Here is a 23,027-nt window from a genome sequence, read left to right on the forward strand (position 1 = left end):
CGCGCCGTGCTTGCGCATGGTCAACGCATTGCGCCGTCTGCGATCTAGATTCAGGCCACTGACCGTTGCCTCGGGCGACGGCGTTCCATGCGAGGAGCGTCTGCCATGAAGAACTGGCTGCTGATCGCCAATGCCGCGCGAGCCCGCGTGCTCGAACAAGGCCCCGGCAGCTGCACCCATGTGGCCGACTACACCGTCCTGCGCGACGACGAGGTGATCGAGCGCCTGCGCTCGCCGTGATCCACGACCGCCGCTGTCGTCGCGTGCAATCAGTCCGGGGATGCCATGCAGCCATCGATCGAATGCGAGCACGTGCGCATCGGCCCGCGGGGGCTGCGGGGTGAGCTTGCGCTGGTCCCGCACGCGCTGGGCGGGGTGGTGTTCGCGCACGGCAGCGGCAGCAGCCGCCTGAGCCCGCGCAATCGGCTGGTGGCCGACCTGCTGCATGCGCATCGGCTCGATACCCTGCTGTTCGATCTGCTCACCGAAGACGAGGCCGGCGACCGCCTCAAGGTGTTCGACGTCGGCCTGCTCGCCAGCCGCCTGGGCGGTGCGCTCGACTGGCTGCTGGAACGCGCCGAGTTCAGGCGCCTGCGGGTCGGCCTGTTCGGCGCCAGCACCGGTGCGGCGGCGGTGCTGCGCTTGGCGGCCGAGCATCCGGGGCAGGTGGGTGCGGTGGTGTCGCGCGGCGGCCGTCCCGATCTGGCGGGCGGCTACCTCGTCGGCGTGCAGGCGCCGACCCTGTTGATCGTCGGTGGCCTGGATACCGACGTGATCGAGCTCAATCGCCGCGCCATGCGCCTGCTGCGCTGCAACAAGCGGCTCGAGATCGTGCCCGGCGCTGGCCATCTGTTCGAGCAGCCGGGCACGCTCGATGCCGTCGCGCAGCTCGCCGGCGGCTGGTTCGCCGCCCATCTGTCGACCGGACGCTCACGATGAGCCCCCGTTTTGCCGATCGCGCCGAGGCCGCCCGGTTGCTGGCGCGGGAAGTGGCCGCCCGCATGCTGCCGGCGCCGGTCGTGGTGCTGGCGCTGCCGCGCAAGATCGGCGCGCCGTGGCAGCCCGAGCTGGCGATCGCCGCGGTGGTGGACGGGGCCGCGCCCGACATCGTCTTCAACGACGAGGTGATGGCGTGCAGCCGGATCGACCCCGACTACATCGAGGCCCAGGTGCTGGCGCAGCTGCACGAGATCCACCGGCGTCGCGGCCTCTATCTGCAGGGTCGCCCGGCGGTGCCGCTGAAGGGGGCGACGGTGGTGGTGGTCGACGACGGCATCGCCACCGGCACCACGCTGCGGGTGGCGCTCAAGGCGTTGCGGCGCCAGGCGCCGGCCCGCCTGGTGCTGGCGGTGCCGGTGGCGCCGCACGACGTGCTCCAGAGCCTGCGCGGCGAAGTCGACGAGGTGGTCTGCCTGGCCGAACCCGATCCCTTCGTCGCCATCGGCTGCCACTACCGCGACTTCCATCAGGTCGGCGACGCCGAGGTGATCGCCGCACTCGATGCGGCCCATGCCGCGCTGGCGCGCCCGCAGGCCGACGACTGAAGCCGGTCGGTCGCCGTCAGGGCCGATGCTCGGCCAGATCGAGCCCCGGCTCGTCGTCGCGCTGAGCCAGGCCGTGCGCCATGCCGTAGCGGATCAGCGCGGCCATGGTGGGCAGCTGCAGCTTCTCCTGGATGCGGCTCTTGTGCGTGCTGACGGTCTTGACCGACAGGTGCAGCGCCTCGGCGATGTCGGTGATCCGCTCGCCGGCGACGATGCGGCGCAGCACCTCGAGCTCGCGGTCCGACAGCTGTGCGTGACCCGGCGCGGTGGTCGCGCCGTTGAGCTGCAGCACCACCCGCTCGGCCAGGCTGGCGGTGACGTAGGCGCCGCCGGTGGCGACCTTGCGCACGGCGTTGACCAGCTCGGCCGATGCGCCGTCCTTGGTCACGTAGCCGTTGGCACCGGCCTTGAACGCCCGCATGGCGTACTGCTCCTCGGCATGCATGCTCAGCACCAGCACGCGCACCCGCGGGAATTCGGTGCGGATGCGCTTGATCAGGTCCAGCCCGTTCATGCCCGGCATCGACAGGTCGACGATCGCCAGATCGATCGGCTGGTGGCGCATCACCTCGAGCGCCTGGAAGCCGCTGCTGGCCTCGGCCACCACCCAGCCCGCGCCGGTGGCTTCGAGGATGCGCTGCAGCCCTTCGCGCACGATCACGTGGTCGTCGACGATCAGGATGTGCAGATCGTGCAGCGGGTTCGGGCTGGCCTGGGTCGTCATGACGGTTCCCCGCGTTCGGCGGCCACCGTGTCATCCGGGCCGGCTTCGGCACGGGTCTCGTCGGCCGGTGTCAGCGGCAGGTGCACGACCACGCAGCCGCCCTGGCCGGGCACCGTGACCAGCGCAAAACGGCCGCCGAGCATGCGGGTGCGCTCGCGCATGCCCAGCAGGCCGTAGGAGCCCTCGCGCTGCAGCGCGCGGGCCGGAAAGCCGATGCCGTCGTCCTGCACCGTCAGCACCAGGGCGTCGCCCTTCTGCTTCAGGCAGATCTCGACGCGGCTGGCCTTGGCGTGGCGCGCCACATTGGTGAGCGCCTCCTGCACCATGCGGTAGACGGCGATGGCGACCCGCTCGTCGACCTGCGAGTCGTCTTCGGTGAGCTGCACCTCGATCTCGATGCCCAGGCGCCGCGAGGCATCGGTCGCCAGCCACTCGATGGCGGCGTTCAGGCCCAGGTCGTCGAGCATCAGCGGGCGCAGGTCGCCGGCGATGCGGCGCACCGAGGCCACCGTCTCGTCGAGCATCGTCAGCATGCCGGCGAGATGTTTGTCGGTGTCCTTCAGGCCGTTGGCCGCGGCGAGGCCCGACAGATCCATCTTGAGCGCGGTCAGCCGCTGGCCGAGTTCGTCGTGCAACTCGCGGGCGATGCGCCGCCGTTCGGCTTCGCGGGCCTCGACCACGCTGGCCGACAGCTGCCGCAGCGCATGGCGCGAGCGCTCGAGTTCGATGGCCTCGTCGCGGCGTTGCGTGACGTCGGCCACCACCATCTGCACGGTGGTGCGGCCGTGGTCGGGCAGGGCGGCCAGGGCGATCTCGATCTCGCGCCGGCTGCCGTCGGCGCGCGCGATGGTGCCGCGCACGACCTCGGCATCGTTGTCGCCGGCGAGCACGCGCGCCATCTGCTGGCGCAGGTGCGCATGGGCGCGGGGCTCCAGCATCTCGTAGACCGATCGGCCGATCAGCGGCTGGTCGGCATCGCAGCCGAACAGGCGCGCCGCGGCACGGTTGGCGAACACCACCCGGTCGGCATCGGCGATCCAGAGCGCGATCGGGGCCAGTTCGAGCACGGCGCGCAGGCGCTTCTGCAGCGTCTCGAGCGCGTCCTTGAGTTCGCGTTCCAGGCTGAGGTCGCGCAGCAGCGCGGCAAAGTAGCGGCGCGCTCGGCCGTCGGCCCCGAAATCGACCCGCGACAGCGCGATCTCGACCGGGAAGGTCTCGCCGTCGGCACGCACGGCCGTGATGCGGCGGCGGTTTGCCATCTGGCATTCGAGCACGCCGGACGAAGCGAACTCGTGCACGTGCGCCGCGTGCGCCGAGCGCGAGGCGGCCGGGATGAAGCGCGCCAGCGAGGAACCGAGCGCCTGCTCGGCGGTGCAGCCGAACATCTCCTGCGCCGCCGGGTTCAGCGCGACGACGACCTGCTGTTCGTCGATCACCACGATCGCCTCGTGCGAGGCACGGATGATGCCGCCCAGCGGCACGCTGAAGAGGTCGAACGATTGATCCTGCGGCGATACGGCATTCATCGAGGCTCCCACCGGCACGCTGCCATGGCAGGCCCCCGATCTGGCGCCGGGCTCAGTCCTGCGATGCCGGCATTGCGCCTGCTGTGCGGGGTGGTCGGCGCCGCAGCGTGCGCTACCGGATACCCCGCCCGGTGATGGTAGGTCGAGTGCGGTGGCACCGGATAGTGGGCATCGCTTCGTGAGGTCCGTCACAGAAGCGCCAGCTTGATTCAGATCAATCGGCCTGTTGTCAGCCAGTCGCCAGGCGCTTGCGTGCAGCGGTCGATTTTTCGGCAATTTCAGTTCGAGCGCCCGTTCTGATACTTGGCATCGGCCTTGTCGTCATCGACATCGCTGGCGAGTGAAAAGCTGCGGCTGGCCACGCGGCGTTCGGAATAGTCCGAATCGGACGCGCTCCTTTCCTAACGCGCCTGTGTCATGAGTCCCACAGCCGATCGCCGGTGACGCTGATTGCGACGGGGTGCCTCACCGACGAAAGTACATCCCGCGGACGAGGGATCCGCACCGACACGAGCAAAAGGAGATGGCTGTGGTTTCATTGCTGAACGTGCCCGATGAGCACCCCGCGGTTCGCGACGCCTGGTTCGTGCGGCGCTGCACGGTGACACCGGCGTCGGCACCGGGGCCGCTGTCGGATCTGCTGCGTCTGCTGGGCGTGCAGCCGTCCGAGACGGCGGGCGAGCTCGATTTCCTGATCCCGCTGTGGCGGGTGCGCAGCGGTGCCACGCTGCTGCACGAGGGCGCGCCGGCCGAGTGTGTGCACGTCGTGCGCTCGGGCACCTTCAAGAGCCTGAAGACCTCGGAGGACGGCTACGAGCAGGTGCTCGGCTTTGCCGGACCGGGCGAGGTGCTGGGCTTCGAGGCGCTGTGCCGCGGCCAGCAGCCGATGAGCGCGGTGGCGCTCGAGGACTCCACCGTCTACGCCTTGCCGGTGCGCTCGCTCGACGGCTGGCGGCAGGGGTCGCCGGCGCTCGATCACGCGCTGCAGTTCGCCCTCAGCCGCCAGCTGGCGCGCGTCGGCGAGATCACCGAGATGATGGCCGCGGTGGCGGCCGAGGTGCGGCTGGCGCGCTTTCTGGTGTGGCTGTCGGCGCACATGCTCGAGTGCGGCCAGTCGCCGCGCCGGCTGCGCCTGCGCATGAGCCGGCGCGACATCGCCAGCCTGCTCGGCGTGGCCCACGAGACGGTCAGCCGCTCGTTCGGCTCGCTGGTCGAATGGGGCTATCTGCGGGTCGACAACCGCGAGGTCGAGATCCTCGACCTCGACGGCCTGAAGGCCTTCAAGCGCAGCACGCGCGGTTTTGCCGATCAGGTCTCGCGCCGCCACGGTGCCGGCACGGCGGCCAGCCCACCGGCGCGCCACGCGCCTGTCGGCGTGGCGGCCTGACTCGAAAAGAGATCCCGACGGCCCGGCGGCCCGGCGTTCTAGGCGGGGGTGTCTTCGTCGACGCTGCCGGCCCGTTCCCGGTCCACCAGCGATTCGGCCATGAGCCAGTCGTCGAAATCGTGGCCATCGCCGCAGCCGCGCTGCTCGTACAAGGCATAGGCCGCCTGGCGGATCCGCTCGGCACGGTCGGTGACCGCGGCGGGAAGGCCGTCTTCGGCGATCGCGTCGAGGGCCTGGGGCGGTGTGGATGCCGCGACCTGGGCGGCGCGCACGGTCGGCCGGGTGTTCGCGCTGGGGGGTGTCCGCATGCGGTGTCTCCTGCTGCTTGCCATCGGATCCGGGGCGGCTCATGGCGTGAGCCCGGCCCGGCGACAAGGCTAGATCCTCGCGGTGCCGGCCTGCTTGAGCCTGCTCAACGGGCCGTGGCCGCGCGCGCTCGTCAGCGCTTGGGTGCAGGATCGGGCAGCAGGCAGGCTTCGGTGACCTGCAGTTCGTTGTCGCGGGCGAAGTTCATGACGAAATCCCAGGCCATCGGCTCGATGTCGCGCAGGGCTTCGTTGACGACCACGCACTTGGTCTTGCCGATCACCATCGGCACGCAATACGGCGAGTAGCCGATCGCCGCGCCGATGCCGCCTACCGAGCCGCTCGGCCGGAAGCACGACATCGCGCCGGCCAGCCGTTCGGCCCAGTCGCTGGGCCGGAAAGTGCGGCCGTCGCGGGTCAGGCCCTGGATGAAGATTTCTCGCGGTTTGTTGGTCGTGCTCACTGCGCAATTCCCTGGCGGCAGCACGCTGACCGCGCCTTCTGGGCTCTATTGTGCTGCACTGCAGCAGGGTGCTGTGGCCGCACGGGTACAGCACGGCGGAGGTTCTGGGCCGGTTCGGGCCCGGCGGCGCAAGTGTCGCGCCCTTGCCTTGTCACTTGCCTACAATCGATCGGCGCTCTCCGAAACGAGCGCTTTTTCGTTTCTTTTTTCTGTTTGCCAGGCTGGAGATGCCCTCATGACCGCCGCCCCGACGTCCCTCGAACCGCATGTGATGAAGACCTACGGTCGCCTGCCGATCGCCATGTCGCACGGCCGAGGCTGCCGAGTCTGGGACACCGAAGGCCGCGAATACCTCGATGGCCTGGGCGGCATCGCCGTCAACACGCTGGGCCACGCGCACCCCAAGCTGGTGCCGGCGCTGCAGGAGCAGGTCGGCCGGCTGATGCACTGCTCGAACTACTACCACGTGCCCTTGCAAGAGGCGCTGGCGGCCAAGCTGGTCGATCTGTCCGGCCTGACCAACGCCTTCTTCTGCAGCACCGGGCTGGAGGCCAACGAGGCCGCGCTCAAGCTGGCGCGCAAGTTCGGCCACGACAAGGGCATCGAGCGCCCGGAAATCATCGTCTACGAGCGCGCCTTCCACGGCCGCTCGATCGCCACGCTGTCGGCCACCGGCAACCCCAAGGTGCAGGCCGGTTTCGGCCCGCTGGTCGAGGGCTTCGTGCGGGTGCCGCTGAACGATCTGGCGGCGGTCGAGGAAGTGGCGCGCACCAACCCGAACGTGGTGGCGGTGTTCCTGGAAACGATTCAAGGCGAGGGCGGCATCAACGCCTCGCGCTGGGACTACCTGCAGAGCCTGCGCCGCCTGTGCGACCAGCAGGACTGGCTGCTGATGCTCGACGAGGTGCAGTGCGGCATCGGCCGCACCGGCAAGTGGTTCGCGCACCAGTGGGCCGGCATCGTGCCCGACGTCATGCCGCTGGCCAAGGGCCTCGGCTCGGGCGTGCCGATCGGCGCGGTGGTCTGCGGGCCGAAGGCGGCGCAGATCTTCCAGCCCGGCAACCACGGCACCACCTTCGGCGGCAATCCGCTGTCGATGCGTGCGGGCGTCGAGACGCTGCGCATCATGGAAGACGAAGGCCTGCTGCAGAACGCCGCGCGTGTCGGCGGCATGCTGCGCGCCAGCCTGGAGCGCGAGCTCGCCGACGTGGCCGGCGTGGTCGAGATCCGTGGCGCCGGCCTGATGCTGGGCATCGAACTCGACCGCCCGTGCGGCGAGATCCTGACGCTGGCGATGCAGGCCGGCCTGCTGCTGAGCGTGACGGCCGACCGCGTCATCCGCCTGGTGCCGCCGCTGATCCTGAGCGAGGCCGAGGCGGGCGAGATCGTCGCCATCCTGTGCCCGCTGATCAAGAACTTCCTCGCCACGAGCCAGCCGTCATGAAACCCGGGATGAGCCTGATGAAGCACTACCTGCAGTTCAAGGACCTGCGTGCCGAGGAGTACGCCTACCTGTTCGAGCGCGCCCGCAACATCAAGACGCGCTTCAAGAACTACGAGAAGTACACGCCGCTGGTCGACCGCACGCTGGCGATGATCTTCGAGAAGGCCAGCACCCGCACCCGCGTGAGCTTCGAGGCCGGCATGTACCAGATGGGCGGCTCGGTGGTGCACCTGACCACCGGCGACAGCCAGCTCGGCCGCAGCGAGCCGGTGGAGGACTCGGCGCGTGTCATCAGCCGGATGGTCGACATCGTCATGATCCGCACCTACGAGCAGACCAAGATCGAGCAGTTCGCGGCCCACTCGCGGGTGCCGGTCATCAACGGGCTGACCAACGAGTTCCACCCGTGCCAGATCCTGGCCGACCTCTACACCTGGCTCGAACACCGCGGCACGCTCAGCGCGGCGGGCGTCGACCTGTCGTGCCTGAAGGGCCGCGTGGTGGCGTGGGTCGGCGACGGCAACAACATGGCCAACACCTGGCTGCAGGCGGCCGAGATCCTCGGTTTCACGGTGCACGTCAGCACGCCGGGCGGCTACGAGGTCGACCCGGTCGTGGCCGGCATCGCCAGCAGCGACTGCTACAAGGTCTTCGACGACCCGCGCGAAGCCTGCCGCGGCGCCGACCTGGTCACCACCGACGTCTGGACCAGCATGGGCTACGAGGCCGAGAACGAGGCACGCAAGAAGGCCTTCGCGCTCTGGTGCGTCGACGCCGCCATGATGGCCGCGGCCAAGCCCGACGCGCTGTTCATGCACTGCCTGCCGGCGCACCGCGGCGAGGAAGTGACCGCCGACGTCATCGACGGCCCGCAGAGCGTGGTCTGGGACGAGGCCGAGAACCGCATGCACGTGCAGAAGGCGCTGATGGAGTACCTGCTGCTCGGGCGCATCGGCTGAACATCCACCCACCGACCCACCACGACGGAACCCCCCTCATGCGCCGCATCGCCCACACCCTCGCTCTTACGCTGCTCACCGCGCTGGTGGGCTGTGCCGCCGGCAACATCCCGCCCGACTTCTCGTTCGGCGACAAGCCGGCGGTCGGTGTCATCGTGGCGTCGGTGGCGCAGAACGAGTCGGCCAATCCCGGCGCGCGCACCCAGATCTACTTCGACACCCACGGCCGTCCCGGCATGAACCGGCTGCAGTCGTCGGGCGAGTCGCTCGACGAGGCGACGGAGCCCCTGCCCAGGCTGGCGGGCGGTGGCCAGTTGGTCGTGCTGAAGGTGCCGGCCGGCCGCCACACGCTCGACGCCTGGCAGATGCGCGACGGCGTCGGCGGCTGGGTGCAGCCGGCCGGCGTGCTCAAGCCGCTGGCGTTCACGGTGGTGGCCGGCGAGGTGCGCTACATCGGCAGCCTCGAGGGCACGCTGGCGATGCGCAAGAACGCGCTGGGCCTGCGGGTGGTCGACAGCGCCGCGGTCGAGATCAAGGACCAGCGCGCCCGCGACATCGCCGCCTTCGAGGCCGCCTATCCGCAGTTCAAGGGCCAGGTCGTGATCGACCTGCTGCCCACCGGGCCGTGGGCCGCGGCCGAGGGCCTGGAGTTCGCCGACGGCCCGGGCGCTCCGGTGCTGCCGGCCGCGCGCCGCTGAGGGCGCAGGCGCCCGGCCAGCCGGGCGCCGACGCTTCAGCGATCGCGCGGCACCTGCTCGTCGGAGGCCGCGAAGATCCACGCCATCGCGATGCCGGCGCTCCAGTTGTTCCGGCTGCGCACCAGCGGGCTGTCGGCGAACACGGCGCCGCCGACGTGGTCGTAACGCAGGAAGCTGCCGACCCAATGGCGCTCGTAGTGGCGTGACAGCCCCGCCAGCGCCTGCCAGCCGGCGTAGCCGCCGCGCGCCTGGTAGGCCGGGCGCTGCAGGGTCGGGCTCGACACCGCATCGGCCGCGCTGACGCCGTAGTAGTGCGTGTGCAGGTCGCGCGAGCCCCACATCGGCCCGACCTGCAGACCCAGCCGCCACGGCGTGCCGGTCGGCAGCGCCAGGTCGAGGTTGGGCGAGAACACCGTGCCGATGCTGCGCGGCGAGCCCTGCACCGTGATGGCCGCGCGCAGCGGCAGATCCAGGTTCAGCCGGGCGCCGCCGCGGCCAGTCCACAGCGTGGTGCGCAGCTTGGGGCCGATCTCGACCGTGGCGGGCAGGTCGGCCATGCCGGCGCGCACCCCGCCGAGGTCGGCGCGCGCGGGCGGGCCGGCGTTGAGGCTGATGTCGAACTCGACCCGTTCGGTGTCGAGCAGCACGGCGCGTGCGCCGTCGCGGCCGGCACGCAGGTATTTGCCGCGGTAGATGATGTAGGGCACCGGCAGCAGGTAGCGGCCGTAGGTGTCGGAGCCGCGGTAGTCGGGCAGGCGCAACGCGCCGGCGCCGAGGCCGAACTCCCACAGCGGCCGGGTCGACGCCACGGCCGCCGCCGCGGGGGGGGCTTTCGCGTCGACGGTGTCGATCGATGCGCTCGCCTGCGCGAGGGCCGGCGCGCCGGCGCAGGCCAGCAGCAGTGCGGTCAGCGCGCTTGCGGCGTGGACCAGGGGCTTGAGTGGGTTCATGGCTGTCGGATGGGCTCGGCGGTCGGCCGCGAAGGCGGGAGGTTAGCGGCTCGCGGCCGCGCGCGCGCCTGCGGCCGAGGCTGCGCGCTGACTTGTCCCGATATCGGCGCGTGTCGGGCTGTGTTCTCATCCCGGCCGAGCGCATCCGGCGCATCTCGAACCACGACCCCATCATGAAGCTGGCCCTGATCACCGACATCCACGCCAACCGCGAGGCCTTCGAGGCCTGCCTCGAACAGGCCCACCTGCACGGCGCCGACCGCATCGCCCTGCTGGGCGACTTCGTCGGTTACGGCGCCGATCCGGGCTGGGTCGTGACACGGGTGCAGGACCTGGTGTCGCAAGGCGCCATCGCCGTGCGTGGCAACCACGACGAGGCGGTGGTGCAGGGCCCCGGTCCGAACCTGATCGAGGAAGCGCGGCGCGCCATTGCCTGGACCCGCGAGCAGCTCAGCCCCGAGCAGCTCACCTTCCTGTCGGCGCTGCCGTACCGGGTCGAGGACAGCGGTTGCCTGTTCGTGCACGCCAACGCGCATGCGCCGTCGGGCTGGGAATACATCCTCGGGCGCACCGAGGCGGTCCGCAGCATGCATGCCACTGACTGCCGCCACACCTTCTGCGGCCACGTGCACCAGCCGATGCTCTATCACATGTCGAGCACCGGCAAGATCGCCGACTTCACGCCGGTGCCCGGCGTGGCGGTGCCGGTGCCGGCGCACCGCCAGTGGCTGGCGATCCCGGGCTCGGCCGGCCAGCCGCGCGACGGCAACCCGGCGGCCTGCTGGGCGATGTTCGACGACGCCCGCCACACGCTGACCTTCCACCGCGTGCCGTACGACCTCGAGACCACCAGCGCCAAGATCGTCGCCGCCGGCCTGCCGCGTTCGCTGGCCGACCGACTGCACGAAGGCTACTGAGGGCCGTCGCGATGGACGAGCGTGACCTGTCCCAGCAGCCGCTGCGCGGCGGCGAGGTGATCGACGGCTTCGAGCTGATGGAGCGCCTGCACCAGGGCGGCATGGCCAACCTGTGGAGCGTGCGCCACCCCGATCACGCCGGACCGATGCTGATGAAGGTGCCGCGCATCAAGGGCGGCGAGGACCCGGCGTCGATCGTCGGTTTCGAGGTCGAGCAGATGATCCTGCCCACGCTCAAGGGCGTGCACGTGCCGCGCTTCATCGCACGCGGCGACTTCATCACGCGGCCCTACATCGTGATGGAGCACCTGCCCGGCGAGTCGCTGCGGCCGCGTCTGGACGTGGCACCGATCCTGATCGACGAGGTGGCGCGCATCGGCGCGCGGGTCGCCACGGCGCTGCACGACCTGCACCGCCAGCACGTGATCCACCTCGACATCAAGCCGAGCAACATCCTGTTCAGGCCCAGCGGCGAGGCGGTGCTGGTCGACTTCGGCCTGTCGCGCCACGACCAGCTGCCCGACCTGCTCGACGAGGAGTTCAACCTGCCGATGGGCACCGGGCCGTACATGTCGCCCGAGCAGGTGCAGTTCGTGCGCAGCGAGCCGCGCAGCGACCTGTTCGCGCTGGGCGTGATGCTCTATCACCTGACCACCGGCGCGCGCCCGTTCGGCGCGCCGACCAGCGTGCGCGGTCTGCGCGAGCGGCTCTACAAGGAGCCGGTGCCGCCGATGGTGCTGCGCCCCGACTGCCCGCCGTGGCTGCAGGAGGTGATCCTGCGCTGCCTCGAGATCCACGCCGACAAGCGCCACCCGAGCGCGGCGCACCTGGCGCAGGACCTGGCCAACCCGAGCCAGGTCACGCTCACCGAACGCTCGCGCAAGAGCCGCACCGGCGGGCGCATGCAGCACTTCAAGCGCTGGCTGAACGCGGTCGGTGCCGAGCCGGGCGAGCGCCCGACGGTGGCCGAGCAGCTCAAGCGCGCGCCGATCGTGCTGGCGGCGGTGGACGTCAGCGGCGCCACCGACGAGCTGCTCGACCTGATGCGCGAGACCGTGCGTCGCATCGTGCTGACCGAGCAGGGCGCTCGGCTGGCCTGCGTCAGCGTCATGAAGACCAACCGCATCGGCATGGACGAGCTGACCGACCGCGACGGCAACAGCGTGCATGTCAAGCAGCTGGTCGGCCTCAAGCACTGGGCCCGGCCGCTGTCGCAGGCGCTCGGGCTGGCCGACGGGCGGCTGACCTTCCATGTGCTCGAAGCGCCCGACACGGCCGGCGCGATCCTCGATTTCGCGCGCCGCACGCAGGTCGACCATGTCGTGATGGGCGCGCGTGGCAACTCGGCGCTGCGGCGCTACCTGGGCAGCGTGTCGTCGGAGGTGGTGGCGCAGGCCGAATGCACCGTCACGGTGGTGCGGGTGCCGGGCGAATCGGCCGCAGAAGGCTGAGCCCGCAAGAAGAACGGCGCCACGCGGGCGCCGTTGTCGTCATCGCCCGGGCGGGCTGGACGGGCTGAGCGGCCTCAACCCTGCGGCGGCGTCAGCAGCGGGATGCTGCCCTGCGAGTCGGCACCGAGCAGGCCGGTGCGGCTGTAGACGCCCAGCTTGGCGCGGGTGTCGCTGATGTCGAGGTTGCGCATCGTCAGCTGGCCGATGCGGTCGGCCGGCGTGAAGGCGGCGTCTTCGACCTTCTCCATCGACAGGCGCTCGGGCGCGTAGGTCAGGTTGGGGCTGACGGTGTCCATGATCGAGTAGTCGTTGCCGCGGCGCAGTTCCAGCGTCACCTCGCCGGTGATGGCACGCGCCACCCAGCGCTGCGCGGTCTCGCGCAGCATCAGGCACTGCGGGTCGAACCAGCGGCCCTGGTACAGCAGGCGGCCGAGCTTCATGCCGTTCATGCGGTACTGCTCGATGGTGTCCTCGTTGTGGATGCCGGTCACCAGGCGCTCGTAGGCGATGTGCAGCAGCGCCATGCCCGGGGCCTCGTAGATGCCGCGGCTCTTGGCCTCGATGATGCGGTTCTCGATCTGGTCGCACATGCCCAGGCCGTGGCGGCCGCCGATCTTGTTGGCCTCCATGAACAGGTCGACGCTGCTGGCGAACTGCTGGCCGTTCAGCGCCACCGGCACGCCGTCCTCGAAGCGCACGCTCACCGTCTCGGTCTTGACCGCCACATCGTCGCGCCAGAAGGCCACGCCCATGATGGGCTTGACGATGTTCATGCCGGCGTTGAGGAACTCCAGGTCCTTGGCCTCGTGGGTCGCGCCGAGCATGTTGCTGTCGGTGCTGTAGGCCTTCTCGACCGACATCTTGTAGTCGAAGCCGTGGGCGATCAGGTACTCGCTCATCTCCTTGCGACCGCCCAGCTCGTCGATGAAGGTCTGGTCGAGCCAGGGCTTGTAGATCTTCAGCGCCGGGTTGGCGAGCAGGCCGTAGCGGTAGAAGCGCTCGATGTCGTTGCCCTTGTAGGTGCTGCCGTCGCCCCAGATGTTGACGCCGTCGTCGCGCATCGCCACCACCAGCGCGGTGCCGGTCACGGCACGGCCGAGCGGCGTGGTGTTGAAGTAGGTCGCGCCGCCGCTCTTGATGTGGAAGGCGCCGCACTGGATGGCGGCGATGCCCTCGGCCACCAGCTGCGCGCGGCAGTCGATCAGGCGGGCGATGTCGGCGCCGTAGGCCAGCGCCTTGCGCGGGATGTCGTCGTAGTCGCTCTCGTCGGGCTGGCCGAGGTTGGCGGTGTAGGCGCAGGGCACGGCGCCCTTGGCGCGCATCCAGTGCACGGCCGCGCTGGTGTCCAGGCCGCCGGAGAAGGCGATGCCGACACGGACGCCGGCGGGAAGGTTCTGAAGAATGGTCGCGGACACGGCGTGGGCTTTCGGCTGAGGCTCGGGGTGGGCGCTCGCCGGTGCCGTCGGTGCGGCCGGCAAGCGGCGGATCGGTGTATGGATAATCGATCATTTTAGGCGGGCCGTCCGGCATCCCCGGGTGCTGCCGCTGCCGCTTCCTTCATCCCCTTCCTGGAGCTCTTCCGTGACCGACTCGATCGCCGCCACCATCAACACCCGCGCCAACGTCTACTTCGACGGCAAGTGCGTCTCGCACGGCATCACGCTGGCCGACGGCACCAAGAAGAGCGTCGGCGTGATCCTGCCGGCCACGCTGACCTTCAACACCGGCGCGCCGGAGGTGATGGAAACCGTCGCCGGCAGCTGCAGCATCAAGCTCGCCGGCAGCGACAGCTGGCAAAGCTACGGCCCGGGCGAGCGCTTCGACGTGCCGGGCCAATCGAGCTTCGAGATCAAGGTCGAGGGCGAGCCGTACCACTATATCTGTCACTTCGGCTGACATTCGGGCGGCCCGGGCGGCTCAAGAACAGGTACCGTCGTGCCGAAACCAGCGAGGTCGCGCCGCTGTCCGGCGCGGTCCGTCGGGGCCCCGGTTTGAAGGGGGCCCGGTTCGTGCCACTGTCCTTCCTCCCAAGGAGCCCTTCGATGCTCGTCCGCCGCCTCTTTCTTGCCTGCGCCGCCGCGCTGGCCCTGCTGCCCGCCGCGCATGCGCTCGACAAGCCTGCGGGCAAGGTCGTGCTGACCGTCACCGGCAAGGTCACCCAGACCAATGCGCCGGCCAAGGCCGAGTTCGACATGGCGATGCTGGCGGCGCTGCCGCAGCACAGCTTCACCACCCTGACGCCCTGGTACAAGGAGCCGCGCAAGTTCACCGGTCCGCTGCTGCGGGACGTGCTGGCCGCCGCCGGCGCCAACGGCAAGGTGATCAAGGCCGTGGCCCTGAACGACTACAAGGCCGAGCTGCCGGTCGAAGACACCCAGAAATACGCCGTGGTGCTGGCGCGCCTGATGGACGACAAGCCGATGCCGGTGCGCGACAAGGGCCCGCTGTTCATCATCTACCCCTTCGACACCGACGAGACGCTGCGCTCCGAGCGCTACTACAACCGCTCCGCCTGGCAGCTCAAGATCCTCGAGATCGAGTGAAGCCTGCGGTCGTGGACAGCCCGTCGGCCGATCTGCCGCTGTCGTCGACGCCATCCGGGGTCGGGCGCACGGCCGGCCTGGGCCGCTGGCTGTCGCTGCTGGCGCTGGTGCTGCTCGGCGTCTTCGCGGGCGTCGGCTGGGTGCAGTGGCAGTCGATCTCGCTGCTCAACGCGACCGTGCAATACCAGGGCGACAACCTGGTCTGGAGCTTCTACCAGCTCGAAAGCGAATACGAGAAGGTGCGCCTGGCCGCGCGCGAGCTCGACCACGAGACCACCCCCGAGGCGGTGGCCGCGCTGCAGGCCCGCTACGAGGTGTTCGTCAGCCGCATCAGCCTGGTCGAGCCCGAGCGCACCGAGTCGCTGTCGGTGCTGCTGCCGGCCCAGCGCGACGTGATCGCCCGTGTGCACGCCTTCGTCGAACGCACCGACCAGCTCATCGGCCCGGACGCGACGCCGCCGATGGACCCCGGCTTCTGGCGCCAGTTCGCCGACGGCATGGCGCCGCTGTCGGTCGAGATCCACGAGCTGGCCCTGCAGGCCAACCGCGACATCGCCGACCAGGTGGCGCTGCGCAACGAGGCGGTGCGGCGGCAGAACGGCATCGCGATCGGGCTGACGATCTTCCAGTCGCTGCTGACGCTGCTGTTCGCGGTGGTGGTGGTGCGCCAGGTGCGGGCCCTGCAGCAGCGCCGCACCCACCTCGAGGCGCTGGCCGCCAACCTGCAGGAGGCGCGCATCGAGGCCGAGCAGGCCAGCCGCGCCAAGAGCGCCTTCCTGGCCAACATGAGCCACGAGCTGCGCACGCCGTTCAACGGCCTGCTGGGCATGCTGTCGCTGCTGCAGCGCTCGCCGCTCGATGCCCGCCAGGCCGACTACCTGCAGACCGCGCGCGAATCCGGCGAGCACCTGCTGGCCATCCTCAACGACGTGCTCGACATCTCCAAGCTCGAGTCGGGCCGGCTCGAGATCACGCCCGAGCGGACCTCGCTGATCCGCGTGCTCGGCGACGTGCGCTCGGTGATGAGCCCGCAGGCGCAGGCCAAGCACCTGCGCTGGAGCGTCACGGTGGCCGACGACGTGCCGGTGTGGATCCGTGCCGATGCCAAGCGGCTCAAGCAGGTGCTGTTCAACCTGGTCGGCAACGCCTTGAAGTTCACCGAGAACGGCGAGGTCAGCGTGCACGTCGATTGCGTGCCGGCACCGGCCACGGCGAGCGCGGCGCCCGGCGCGGCCGAGGCCGTGCCGGCCGCGACCGCATGGCTGCGCTTCGCGGTCACCGACACCGGCATCGGCATGGATGCGCTGACGCTGGCGCGGCTGTTCCAGCGTTTCAGCCAGGGCGACGAAACCATCAACCGCCGCTTCGGCGGCACCGGCCTGGGTCTGGAGATCTCGCGCACGCTGGCGCGCCGCATGGGCGGCGACATCACCGTGCGCAGCGAAGCCGGCCGTGGCAGCGTCTTCACCGTGCTGCTGCCGTTCGAGCGCATCGATGCGCCGCCGGCCGAGGACACCGCCCCGGTCGTGCGGCCGGTGCCGGGCGGCGTCACCCCGGCGGCCGACGGCCAGTCGGCCGACCCCGCCGGTGGCGCGCCGCTGCGGGTGCTCGTGACCGACGACCACCCCGTCAACCGCAAGTTCATGCAGGCGCTGCTGCAGCAGCTCGGCCATCAGGTGCACCTGCGCGAGAACGGTGCCGAGGCGCTCGAAGCGCTGCATGAGCACACCTTCGACCTGATCCTGATGGACGTGCACATGCCCGTGATGGACGGGCTGGCCGCCACCCGCGCCATCCGTGCGCTCGACGGCGCGGCCGCGCAGGTCAAGATCGTGGCGCTCACCGCCGATGCCTTCAGCGAATCGCGCCAGCGTGTCATCGACGCCGGCATGGACGATTTCCTGGCCAAGCCGGTGCAGATGCAGGACGTCGAGGAGATGCTGCGCCGCAACTTCGGCGCGCGTGCGGTCTTCGAGCCGGCGGTGCCGCCGGCCGACTGGGCGCCACCGCCCGAGCCCGCCGTGGTCGTCGCGCCGTCGCAGCCCGCTGTCGCGACCCTGGCGCCCGAGGTGTCCGCGCCACCCGCACCGCGGCGCCGCTTCAAGCGTGGCGACGCCTCGCGCGTGCTCGATCTCGAGGCCATCGGCGAAGTCTGCCTGGCGGTCTCGATGGTGGGCTACGGCTCGCTGCTGAGCGGCTTCCTGGCCGACGAGTCGCGCACCATCGCCGAGCTGATCGAGGTGCTCGAAAGCCATGACGTCGCCCGGTTCAAGGCGGCCGCCCACAAGCTCAAGGGTGCCGCGGCCAACCTGGGCCTGCGCCTGCTGTCGGCCACCGCGCGAGAGATCGAGCAGGCCGAGGCCGAACCGGACGAAGCCCGCAGCCGCGACTACGCGCTGCGCCTGGCCGAGGAGCTGGACCTGACCCGCGCGCTGTGCACGCGGCTAGGCCTGTTAGCCGGCTGACGGATCGCGGCCCGGCTCGTCGGCTTCATCGGGCGCCCGCGCCACCTCCCAGCGCACCAGCACGTCGCGCCGGAAGATCAGCACCAGATCGTTGCCGGCGGCGTCGCTCCACAGCCATTCGTCGCGGTTGTTGCGCTTGATGCCCAGGCTGCCGGTGATCGGCAGCACCTCGAGCATCGTCATGCCGGGTTCGAGGCGCGACTGCGTCATCACCACGCTGTCGATCTGCCCGACGGGCCGTTGGGCCGCGTTGTGCATCACGCGGGTGGCGCGGTTGAACTGCAGGATCAGCCAGAAGGCGATCAGCGTCAGCGCCAGCGCCAGGCCGGGCCAGCCGTAGGTCCACCACCCCACCACCACGGCCGAGCCGACCAGCAGGCCGTTGATCGGGGTCTTGAAACGTCCATTCATGTGTGGATCTTAGAGCCGGCCGGTGCCCCGGCCGATGCGGGGAGCTGCGTACGGGCCGGCGCCGTCCGACCGGGCTCAGCCGGGCTCAGGTCAGCGAGCGGGTCAGCGAGATCGCCTCCTCGATGCGCTCGACCGCATGCACCGTCAGGCCCTCGATCGGCTTCTTCGGCGCGTTCGCCTTGGGCACCACCGCGACCGAAAAGCCGAGCTTGGCCGCCTCTTTCAGCCGCTCCTGGCCGCGCGGCGCGGGCCGCACCTCGCCGGCCAGACCGACCTCGCCGAAGGCGATGAATCCGCGCGGCAGGGCCCGCCCGCGCAGCGAGCTCTGGATCGCCAGCAGCACCGCCAGGTCGGCCGCCGGCTCGCTGATGCGCACGCCGCCGACCGCGTTGACGAACACGTCCTGATCCGCGCAGGCCACGCCGGCATGGCGGTGCAGCACCGCCAGCAGCATCGCCAGCCGGTCGCGATCCAGGCCGACGCTCAGCCGGCGCGGGCTCGGGCCGCCGTTGTCGACCAGCGCCTGGATCTCGACCAGCATCGGCCGCGTGCCTTCGAGCGTCACCAGCACGCAGGCGCCCGGCACCGGCTCGCCGTGGGTCGACAGGAAGATCGCGCTCGGGTTGGCCACGCCCTTGAGGCCACGTTCGGTCATCGCGAACACGCCGATCTCGTTGACCGCGCCGAAGCGGTTCTTGATCGCGCGCACCAGGCGGAAGCTGCTGTGCGTGTCGCCCTCGAAATACAGCACCGTGTCGACGATGTGTTCGAGCACGCGCGGGCCGGCGATGGCGCCTTCCTTGGTCACGTGGCCGACCAGCACGACGGTGCAGCCGCTCGCCTTGGCGCTGCGCGTGAGGTGCGAGGCGCACTCGCGCACCTGCGACACCGAGCCGGGCGCGGCGCTGAGCTGGTCGGAGTAGAGCGTCTGGATCGAGTCGATGACGCAGAAGGCCGGCTGCTCGGCCTCGAGCGTGGCGAGGATCTTCTCGAGCCCGATCTCGGCCAGCACGCGCAGGTTTTTCCCGCTCAGGCCGAGCCGGTGGGCGCGCAGCGCGAGCTGGGCGGCGGACTCCTCGCCGGTCACGTACAGCACCTTCATCTGCGCCGACAGCGCCTCGGCCGCCTGCAGCAGCAGCGTGCTCTTGCCGATGCCGGGGTCGCCGCCGATCAGCACCACGCCACCTTCGACGATGCCACCGCCGAGCACGCGGTCGAGTTCTTCCAGCCCGGTGGGCGTGCGCGAGACCTCGGCCGCCTGGATGTCGCCCAGCGTGGCGACGGGCTGGCTGCGCGTCAGGCCCTGGAAGCGGTTCTTGGCGGTGCCGGCGGCCGGCTCGGCGACACCTTCTTCGAGCGTGTTCCAGGCGTTGCAGTGCGGGCATTTGCCCAGCCACTTGGCGCTGGTGCCGCCGCATTCGCGGCAGGTGTAGATCGTCTTGTTGTCGCGTGCCATCGGGCGATTGTGGAACACCCGGTCGCGGCAGCACCCGGCCGCCCGGCGTGCTACAACCCGCGTCTGTCCGGAGAAACCCATGGATCTGTCTGTCTGGCTCGCCTTCTTTGCCGCCTCCTGGGCCATCAGCCTGTCGCCCGGTGCGGGCGCGATCGCGGCGATGAGCGCGGGGCTCAACCACGGCTTTGCGCGCGGCTACTTCACCACCTTCGGGCTGGTGCTGGGCATCTGGACGCAGGTGCTGGTGGTCGGGCTCGGGCTGGGCGCGCTGATCGCCACCTCGAGCCACGCCTTCACCGCCGTCAAGTGGCTGGGCGTGTTCTACCTGATCTATCTGGGCGTCAAGCAGTGGCGCGCCCCGGCCGTGCCGATGGTGGCAGCCGACGCCCCGGGCCGCACCGAAACCCGTCGCGCGATGGTGCTGCGCGGCTGGCTGGTCAACACCTCGAACCCGAAGGGCACGGTGTTCCTGCTGGCGGTGGTGCCGCAGTTCCTCGACATGCACCAGGCGCTCGGGCCGCAGTACCTGGTGATCGCCGCGACGCTCGGTTTCACCGACCTGGTGGTGATGGCCGGCTACACCGTGCTGGCGGCGCGGCTGCTGCGGCTGCTGCGCACGCCACGCCAGATCACCTGGCTGAACCGCGGTTTCGGCTCGCTGTTCGTGACCGTCGGGCTGCTGCTGGCGACCTTCAAGCGCGCCGCCTGAGGCCGCGCGCGCCGTGCGGCTTCAGTCGGCGTCGCGGCCGACCCGTCCGCGCAGCGCCTTGACCTGGCCGCGCAGGTTCTTGCCCGCCAGCCGGCGCCGCTGCGAGCCGGCGGTGGCGCGGGTGGGCTTGCGCAGCGTCGGTACGCTGGCGGCCTGATCGATCATCGTCTGCAGCCGCGCCAGCGCGTGTTCGCGGTTGGCCTCGAGGCTGCGGCTTTCCTGCGCCTTGATCACCACCACGCCGTCGCGCGTGATGCGGTGGTCGGGCAGGGCGAGCAGGCGCTCCTTGACCTCGTCGGGCAGGCTCGAAGCGTGGATGTCGTAACGCAGGTGCACCGCGTTCGACACCTTGTTCACGTTCTGCCCGCCGGCACCCTGTGCGCGGATCGCCGTGCAGTGCACTTCGCCGGGCAGCACCTGCAGCGGCTTCATGGCGGGGGCCCGGCTTCAGCGCGGCTCGAGGTCTTGCACATGGGTGGGCACGCGCTGGGCCAGCGCGCACATCAGTTCGTAGCCGATCGTGCCGGCGGCCTGCGCCACCGCGTCGATCGGCAGCAGGCTGCCGTGCGGGCCGTGGCCCCAGAGCGTGACTTCGCTGCCGACGCCGGCCGCCGGCAGCTCGCTCAGGTCGACCGCCAGCATGTCCATCGAGACGCGGCCGACGGTGTGCGTGCGCAAGCCGTCGACCAGCACCGGCGTGGCGTTGCCGGTGTCACCGGGCGCGTGGCGCGGGTAGCCGTCGGCATAACCGCAGGCGACGATGCCGATGCGCATCGGCTGCTGCGCCACGAACCGGCTGCCGTAGCCGACGCTGTCGCCGGCCTGCAGTTGCTGGGTGGCGATCAGGCGGCTGCGCAGCGTCATGGCCGGGCGCAGGTTCCAGTGCCCGATGTCGTGCTGCGGGTGGTCGGGCGAGCTGCCGTAGCTCAGGATGCCGCTGCGCACCCAGTCGGCGCGCACCTCGGCGCGTTCGCAGTGGCGCAGGATCGCCGCGCTGTTGCTCAGGCTGCGTTCGCCCGGCAGGTCGTGCGTGGCCTCGACGAAACGCGCCACCTGGGCAGCGATGCCGTCGGCGCCCGGGCGCGGCGAGTCGGCGTCCGAGAAGTGCGTCATCAGCGAGATCTCGTCGACCTGCGGCAGCGCGTTCAGCCGCACCCAGGCGCTGCGCAAGGCCTGCGGCGTGAAGCCGAGCCGGTTCATGCCGCTGTTCATCTTCAGGAACACGCGGTGCGGCTGGTGGGTCTTGTGCGCGGCCAGCCAGCCGATCTGGTCGTCGTGGTGCACCACGTGCCACAGGTTCAGGCGCGAGCACAGTTCGAGGTCGCGCGCCTCGAAACAGCCTTCGAGCAGCAGCACCGGGCCGCGCCAGCCGAGGTTGCGCACGCGCTGGGCCTCGTCGAGATCGAGCATCGCCAGGCCGTCGGCACCGAGCAGCGCGGGCCAGACGCGCTCGATGCCATGCCCGTAGGCATTGGCCTTGATGACGGCCCACAGCTTGGCGTCACCGGCGTGTCGGCGCGCCTGCAGCAGGTTGTGGGCGAGGGCATCCGGGTGGATCAGGGCTTCGATCGGGCGCGGCATGGCGGTGATTCTGCCAGCCGGTCCGGGCCGGTCCGGCGCACCGGATGCTCGCTTGCGGACACTTCGGGGTGAGTGCTTGCGCCACTGGCGGCGCGCGAACGGCATGCTATAACCCCGCCGCGTCCATCGTGGCCATCAATGAAATCAGGCGCTGGTGCGAGGCATCGGACTCTCAAGTTACCCAGGTTTGCCCCACTTTGCGCCGGATGAAAAAAAGGCTTTCACACGATCATGTCAGCGCAGTTCTGCAGCTCGCTGGCAGACAACGCGCTCTTCGTCGCTGCCGTCGAACTGCTTCGCACATCGGGCGCCGGCGAATGGCAGCGTGCCGCGCTGGTGCCGATGTTCGCGCTGTTCTACGTGGTGCTGGCGCCCTTCGTCGGCGCCTTTGCCGACGCCGTGCCCAAGGGCAAGGTGATGTTCGTCTCGAACACCATCAAGGTGGTCGGCTGCCTGATGATGCTGTTGGGCACCCATCCGCTGGCGGCCTACGCGATCGTCGGGCTCGGTGCCGCGGCCTATTCGCCGGCCAAGTACGGCATCCTGACCGAGCTGCTGCCGCCCTCGCAGCTGGTCAAGGCCAACGGCTGGATCGAGGGCCTGACGATCGGCTCGATCATCCTGGGCGTGCTGCTCGGTGGCCAGCTGGTCGGGCCGCACGTCTCGCCGTGGTTGCTGGGGCTGGACTTCCCGTTCATCGACACCGGCATCGACACCGCGCCGGAGGCGGCGATCCTGTCGCTCGTCAGCCTGTACATCGCCGCGGCGATCTTCAACCTGTTCATCCCGCGCACCGACACCGAGCTGCAGGAGCTGCCGACCCACCCGCTGGCGCTGGTGCGAGATTTCTCCGAGTGCAACGCGCGCCTGTGGAACGACAAGCTCGGCCAGATCTCGCTGGCGACGACCACGCTGTTCTGGGGCGTGTCGGGCAACCTGCGCTACATCGTGCTGGCCTGGGCGGCGGCGGCGCTGAGCTATTCGACCACCGAGGCGTCGGCGCTGGTGGGCGTGGTCGCGATCGGCACCGCGGTGGGCGCGGTGGTGGCGTCGGTGGCGATGCGGCTCGACCAGGCCACGCGGGTCATCCCGCTGGGCGTCGCGATGGGCGTGCTGGTGGTGTTCATGAACTTCATCGGCAACGTCTGGGTGGCGGTGCCGTTCCTGATCGTGCTCGGCGGGCTGGGCGGTTTCCTGGTGGTGCCGATGAATGCGCTGCTGCAGCACCGCGGCCACAACCTGATGGGCGCCGGCCGTTCGATCGCGGTGCAGAACTTCAACGAGCAGGCCTGCATCCTGGCGCTGGGCGCCTTCTACACCGGCCTGACCCGCGTGGGCCTGTCGGCGTTCGGCGCGATCACGATCTTCGGCCTGCTGGTGGCGTCGACGATGTGGCTGATCGCGCGCTGGCACGACCGCAACGTGCAGCAGCATGCCGACGAGGTCGAGCGCCTGCTCGGTCTGGCGCGCAGCGACGGCCACTGAGCGCGGCC

Annotated in this window: 23 protein-coding genes and 1 pseudogene; 14 read left to right on the forward strand and 10 right to left on the reverse strand. The window is 70.3% G+C overall.

Features of this window, described 5'->3' with window-relative positions:
* The first annotated feature begins 105 nt into the window (after positions 1 to 105).
* From LCHO_RS24095 to LCHO_RS04495, 3 genes are read left to right on the forward strand one after another with little or no spacing between them, the layout of a single operon-like run.
* On the forward strand, positions 106 to 240 hold the full coding sequence (locus tag LCHO_RS24095) for a hypothetical protein (RefSeq protein WP_012345932.1): 135 nt from the start codon (positions 106 to 108) through the stop codon (positions 238 to 240).
* Between the two features lie 45 nt (positions 241 to 285).
* Positions 286 to 939, forward strand: a complete 654-nt coding sequence (locus LCHO_RS04490; RefSeq protein ID WP_012345933.1) for a dienelactone hydrolase family protein — start codon at positions 286 to 288, stop codon at positions 937 to 939.
* Positions 936 to 1,544, forward strand: coding sequence for a phosphoribosyltransferase (locus tag LCHO_RS04495; RefSeq protein ID WP_012345934.1), 609 nt, complete (start codon positions 936 to 938; stop codon positions 1,542 to 1,544). Before LCHO_RS04490 ends, LCHO_RS04495 begins: the two co-directional genes overlap by 4 nt.
* Before the next feature lie 16 nt (positions 1,545 to 1,560).
* On the opposite strand, the gene LCHO_RS04500 is transcribed toward LCHO_RS04495, so the two are convergent.
* Together LCHO_RS04500 and LCHO_RS04505 are read right to left on the reverse strand one after the other, a co-directional pair.
* A complete protein-coding gene (locus LCHO_RS04500; RefSeq protein WP_012345935.1) occupies positions 1,561 to 2,268 on the reverse strand; it encodes a response regulator in 708 nt (235 codons plus the stop codon).
* A complete protein-coding gene (locus tag LCHO_RS04505) occupies positions 2,265 to 3,794 on the reverse strand; it encodes a PAS domain-containing sensor histidine kinase (RefSeq protein ID WP_012345936.1) in 1,530 nt (509 codons plus the stop codon). The genes LCHO_RS04500 and LCHO_RS04505 overlap by 4 nt, the downstream gene beginning before the upstream one ends.
* 523 nt (positions 3,795 to 4,317) lie before the next feature.
* On the opposite strand from LCHO_RS04505, the gene LCHO_RS21945 reads away from it, so the two are divergent.
* Positions 4,318 to 5,181, forward strand: coding sequence for a Crp/Fnr family transcriptional regulator (locus tag LCHO_RS21945; RefSeq protein ID WP_012345937.1), 864 nt, complete (start codon positions 4,318 to 4,320; stop codon positions 5,179 to 5,181).
* Between the two features lie 38 nt (positions 5,182 to 5,219).
* On the opposite strand, the gene LCHO_RS04515 is transcribed toward LCHO_RS21945, so the two are convergent.
* Positions 5,220 to 5,489: a DUF2934 domain-containing protein gene (locus LCHO_RS04515; RefSeq protein ID WP_012345938.1), complete on the reverse strand. Its 270-nt coding sequence runs from the start codon at positions 5,487 to 5,489 to the stop codon at positions 5,220 to 5,222.
* A 131-nt stretch (positions 5,490 to 5,620) separates the two neighbouring features.
* Positions 5,621 to 5,950 carry a DUF3579 domain-containing protein gene (locus tag LCHO_RS04520; RefSeq protein WP_043703852.1) on the reverse strand — a complete coding sequence of 110 codons (330 nt, stop codon included), beginning with the start codon at positions 5,948 to 5,950 and terminating at the stop codon, positions 5,621 to 5,623.
* A gap of 235 nt (positions 5,951 to 6,185) precedes the next feature.
* Between LCHO_RS04520 and LCHO_RS04525 the strand changes: the two genes are divergently transcribed.
* The 3 genes from LCHO_RS04525 to LCHO_RS04535 are packed head-to-tail and all read left to right on the forward strand — an operon-like array spanning position 6,186 to position 9,051.
* Complete coding sequence (locus LCHO_RS04525; RefSeq protein ID WP_012345940.1) at positions 6,186 to 7,394, forward strand: aspartate aminotransferase family protein; 1,209 nt, start codon at positions 6,186 to 6,188, stop codon at positions 7,392 to 7,394.
* Positions 7,391 to 8,353 (forward strand): ornithine carbamoyltransferase, encoded by a 963-nt coding sequence (gene argF / locus LCHO_RS04530; RefSeq protein ID WP_012345941.1) that lies wholly within the window; start codon positions 7,391 to 7,393, stop codon positions 8,351 to 8,353. Before LCHO_RS04525 ends, argF begins: the two co-directional genes overlap by 4 nt.
* Positions 8,354 to 8,391: 38 nt before the next feature.
* Entirely contained in the window at positions 8,392 to 9,051 is a 660-nt protein-coding gene (locus LCHO_RS04535) for a hypothetical protein (RefSeq protein WP_012345942.1), read from the forward strand.
* Positions 9,052 to 9,086: 35 nt separating this feature from the next.
* On the opposite strand, the gene LCHO_RS04540 is transcribed toward LCHO_RS04535, so the two are convergent.
* Positions 9,087 to 10,001: a MipA/OmpV family protein gene (locus LCHO_RS04540; RefSeq protein WP_012345943.1), complete on the reverse strand. Its 915-nt coding sequence runs from the start codon at positions 9,999 to 10,001 to the stop codon at positions 9,087 to 9,089.
* Positions 10,002 to 10,174: 173 nt separating this feature from the next.
* Between LCHO_RS04540 and LCHO_RS04545 the strand changes: the two genes are divergently transcribed.
* Together LCHO_RS04545 and LCHO_RS04550 are read left to right on the forward strand one after the other, a co-directional pair.
* A complete protein-coding gene (locus LCHO_RS04545) occupies positions 10,175 to 10,918 on the forward strand; it encodes a metallophosphoesterase family protein (protein WP_012345944.1) in 744 nt (247 codons plus the stop codon).
* An 11-nt stretch (positions 10,919 to 10,929) separates the two neighbouring features.
* The gene (locus tag LCHO_RS04550) at positions 10,930 to 12,369 is read left to right on the forward strand and encodes a serine/threonine protein kinase (protein ID WP_012345945.1); all 1,440 of its coding nucleotides are present in this window, start codon (positions 10,930 to 10,932) and stop codon (positions 12,367 to 12,369) included.
* 74 nt (positions 12,370 to 12,443) lie between these two features.
* On the opposite strand, the gene argG is transcribed toward LCHO_RS04550, so the two are convergent.
* Complete coding sequence (gene argG, locus LCHO_RS04555; protein WP_012345946.1) at positions 12,444 to 13,784, reverse strand: argininosuccinate synthase; 1,341 nt, start codon at positions 13,782 to 13,784, stop codon at positions 12,444 to 12,446.
* Between the two features lie 166 nt (positions 13,785 to 13,950).
* Between argG and ppnP the strand changes: the two genes are divergently transcribed.
* From ppnP to LCHO_RS04570, 3 genes are all read left to right on the forward strand, one after another.
* Positions 13,951 to 14,265 carry a pyrimidine/purine nucleoside phosphorylase gene (gene ppnP, locus LCHO_RS04560; protein WP_012345947.1) on the forward strand — a complete coding sequence of 105 codons (315 nt, stop codon included), beginning with the start codon at positions 13,951 to 13,953 and terminating at the stop codon, positions 14,263 to 14,265.
* A gap of 146 nt (positions 14,266 to 14,411) precedes the next feature.
* Positions 14,412 to 14,912 carry a putative pterin-binding protein gene (locus LCHO_RS04565; protein ID WP_012345948.1) on the forward strand — a complete coding sequence of 167 codons (501 nt, stop codon included), beginning with the start codon at positions 14,412 to 14,414 and terminating at the stop codon, positions 14,910 to 14,912.
* Between the two features lie 11 nt (positions 14,913 to 14,923).
* Positions 14,924 to 17,377 carry a response regulator gene (locus tag LCHO_RS04570; protein ID WP_150105414.1) on the forward strand — a complete coding sequence of 818 codons (2,454 nt, stop codon included), beginning with the start codon at positions 14,924 to 14,926 and terminating at the stop codon, positions 17,375 to 17,377.
* Here the strand turns inward: LCHO_RS04570 and LCHO_RS04575 are convergent.
* Positions 17,366 to 17,788 (reverse strand): hypothetical protein, encoded by a 423-nt coding sequence (locus tag LCHO_RS04575; protein ID WP_012345950.1) that lies wholly within the window; start codon positions 17,786 to 17,788, stop codon positions 17,366 to 17,368. The genes LCHO_RS04570 and LCHO_RS04575 overlap by 12 nt on opposite strands.
* A gap of 85 nt (positions 17,789 to 17,873) precedes the next feature.
* The gene (radA, locus tag LCHO_RS04580; RefSeq protein WP_012345951.1) at positions 17,874 to 19,244 is read right to left on the reverse strand and encodes a DNA repair protein RadA; all 1,371 of its coding nucleotides are present in this window, start codon (positions 19,242 to 19,244) and stop codon (positions 17,874 to 17,876) included.
* A gap of 79 nt (positions 19,245 to 19,323) precedes the next feature.
* On the opposite strand from radA, the gene LCHO_RS04585 reads away from it, so the two are divergent.
* On the forward strand, positions 19,324 to 19,953 hold the full coding sequence (locus LCHO_RS04585) for a LysE family transporter (RefSeq protein ID WP_012345952.1): 630 nt from the start codon (positions 19,324 to 19,326) through the stop codon (positions 19,951 to 19,953).
* Between the two features lie 21 nt (positions 19,954 to 19,974).
* On the opposite strand, the gene arfB is transcribed toward LCHO_RS04585, so the two are convergent.
* Together arfB and alr are read right to left on the reverse strand one after the other, a co-directional pair.
* A complete protein-coding gene (gene arfB / locus LCHO_RS04590; protein WP_012345953.1) occupies positions 19,975 to 20,385 on the reverse strand; it encodes an alternative ribosome rescue aminoacyl-tRNA hydrolase ArfB in 411 nt (136 codons plus the stop codon).
* Positions 20,386 to 20,400: 15 nt separating this feature from the next.
* Entirely contained in the window at positions 20,401 to 21,534 is a 1,134-nt protein-coding gene (alr, locus tag LCHO_RS04595; protein ID WP_012345954.1) for an alanine racemase, read from the reverse strand.
* 210 nt (positions 21,535 to 21,744) lie between these two features.
* Between alr and lplT the strand changes: the two are divergent.
* A pseudogene (lplT, locus tag LCHO_RS04600) lies at positions 21,745 to 23,019 on the forward strand (lysophospholipid transporter LplT); the annotation flags it as partial.
* Positions 23,020 to 23,027 lie beyond the last annotated feature (8 nt).

It is taken from the genome of Leptothrix cholodnii SP-6, from assembly GCF_000019785.1.
GTDB lineage: Bacteria > Pseudomonadota > Gammaproteobacteria > Burkholderiales > Burkholderiaceae_C > Sphaerotilus > Sphaerotilus cholodnii.

Excerpts from the sequence above, each read along its gene's own strand:
- LCHO_RS04540 (WP_012345943.1), bottom strand. The coding sequence starts at position 10,001 with ATGAACCCACTCAAGCCCCTGGTCCACGCCGCAAGCGCGCTGACCGCA.
- LCHO_RS04515 (WP_012345938.1), bottom strand. The coding sequence starts at position 5,489 with ATGCGGACACCCCCCAGCGCGAACACCCGGCCGACCGTGCGCGCCGCC.
- LCHO_RS04505 (WP_012345936.1), bottom strand. The coding sequence starts at position 3,794 with ATGAATGCCGTATCGCCGCAGGATCAATCGTTCGACCTCTTCAGCGTG.
- LCHO_RS21945 (WP_012345937.1), top strand. The coding sequence starts at position 4,318 with ATGGCTGTGGTTTCATTGCTGAACGTGCCCGATGAGCACCCCGCGGTT.
- argF (WP_012345941.1), top strand. The coding sequence starts at position 7,391 with ATGAAACCCGGGATGAGCCTGATGAAGCACTACCTGCAGTTCAAGGAC.
- LCHO_RS04525 (WP_012345940.1), top strand. The coding sequence starts at position 6,186 with ATGACCGCCGCCCCGACGTCCCTCGAACCGCATGTGATGAAGACCTAC.
- LCHO_RS24095 (WP_012345932.1), top strand. The coding sequence starts at position 106 with ATGAAGAACTGGCTGCTGATCGCCAATGCCGCGCGAGCCCGCGTGCTC.
- LCHO_RS04495 (WP_012345934.1), top strand. The coding sequence starts at position 936 with ATGAGCCCCCGTTTTGCCGATCGCGCCGAGGCCGCCCGGTTGCTGGCG.
- arfB (WP_012345953.1), bottom strand. The coding sequence starts at position 20,385 with ATGAAGCCGCTGCAGGTGCTGCCCGGCGAAGTGCACTGCACGGCGATC.
- alr (WP_012345954.1), bottom strand. The coding sequence starts at position 21,534 with ATGCCGCGCCCGATCGAAGCCCTGATCCACCCGGATGCCCTCGCCCAC.
- LCHO_RS04565 (WP_012345948.1), top strand. The coding sequence starts at position 14,412 with ATGCTCGTCCGCCGCCTCTTTCTTGCCTGCGCCGCCGCGCTGGCCCTG.
- LCHO_RS04490 (WP_012345933.1), top strand. The coding sequence starts at position 286 with ATGCAGCCATCGATCGAATGCGAGCACGTGCGCATCGGCCCGCGGGGG.
- LCHO_RS04585 (WP_012345952.1), top strand. The coding sequence starts at position 19,324 with ATGGATCTGTCTGTCTGGCTCGCCTTCTTTGCCGCCTCCTGGGCCATC.
- LCHO_RS04500 (WP_012345935.1), bottom strand. The coding sequence starts at position 2,268 with ATGACGACCCAGGCCAGCCCGAACCCGCTGCACGATCTGCACATCCTG.
- radA (WP_012345951.1), bottom strand. The coding sequence starts at position 19,244 with ATGGCACGCGACAACAAGACGATCTACACCTGCCGCGAATGCGGCGGC.
- LCHO_RS04575 (WP_012345950.1), bottom strand. The coding sequence starts at position 17,788 with ATGAATGGACGTTTCAAGACCCCGATCAACGGCCTGCTGGTCGGCTCG.
- LCHO_RS04535 (WP_012345942.1), top strand. The coding sequence starts at position 8,392 with ATGCGCCGCATCGCCCACACCCTCGCTCTTACGCTGCTCACCGCGCTG.
- LCHO_RS04545 (WP_012345944.1), top strand. The coding sequence starts at position 10,175 with ATGAAGCTGGCCCTGATCACCGACATCCACGCCAACCGCGAGGCCTTC.
- LCHO_RS04550 (WP_012345945.1), top strand. The coding sequence starts at position 10,930 with ATGGACGAGCGTGACCTGTCCCAGCAGCCGCTGCGCGGCGGCGAGGTG.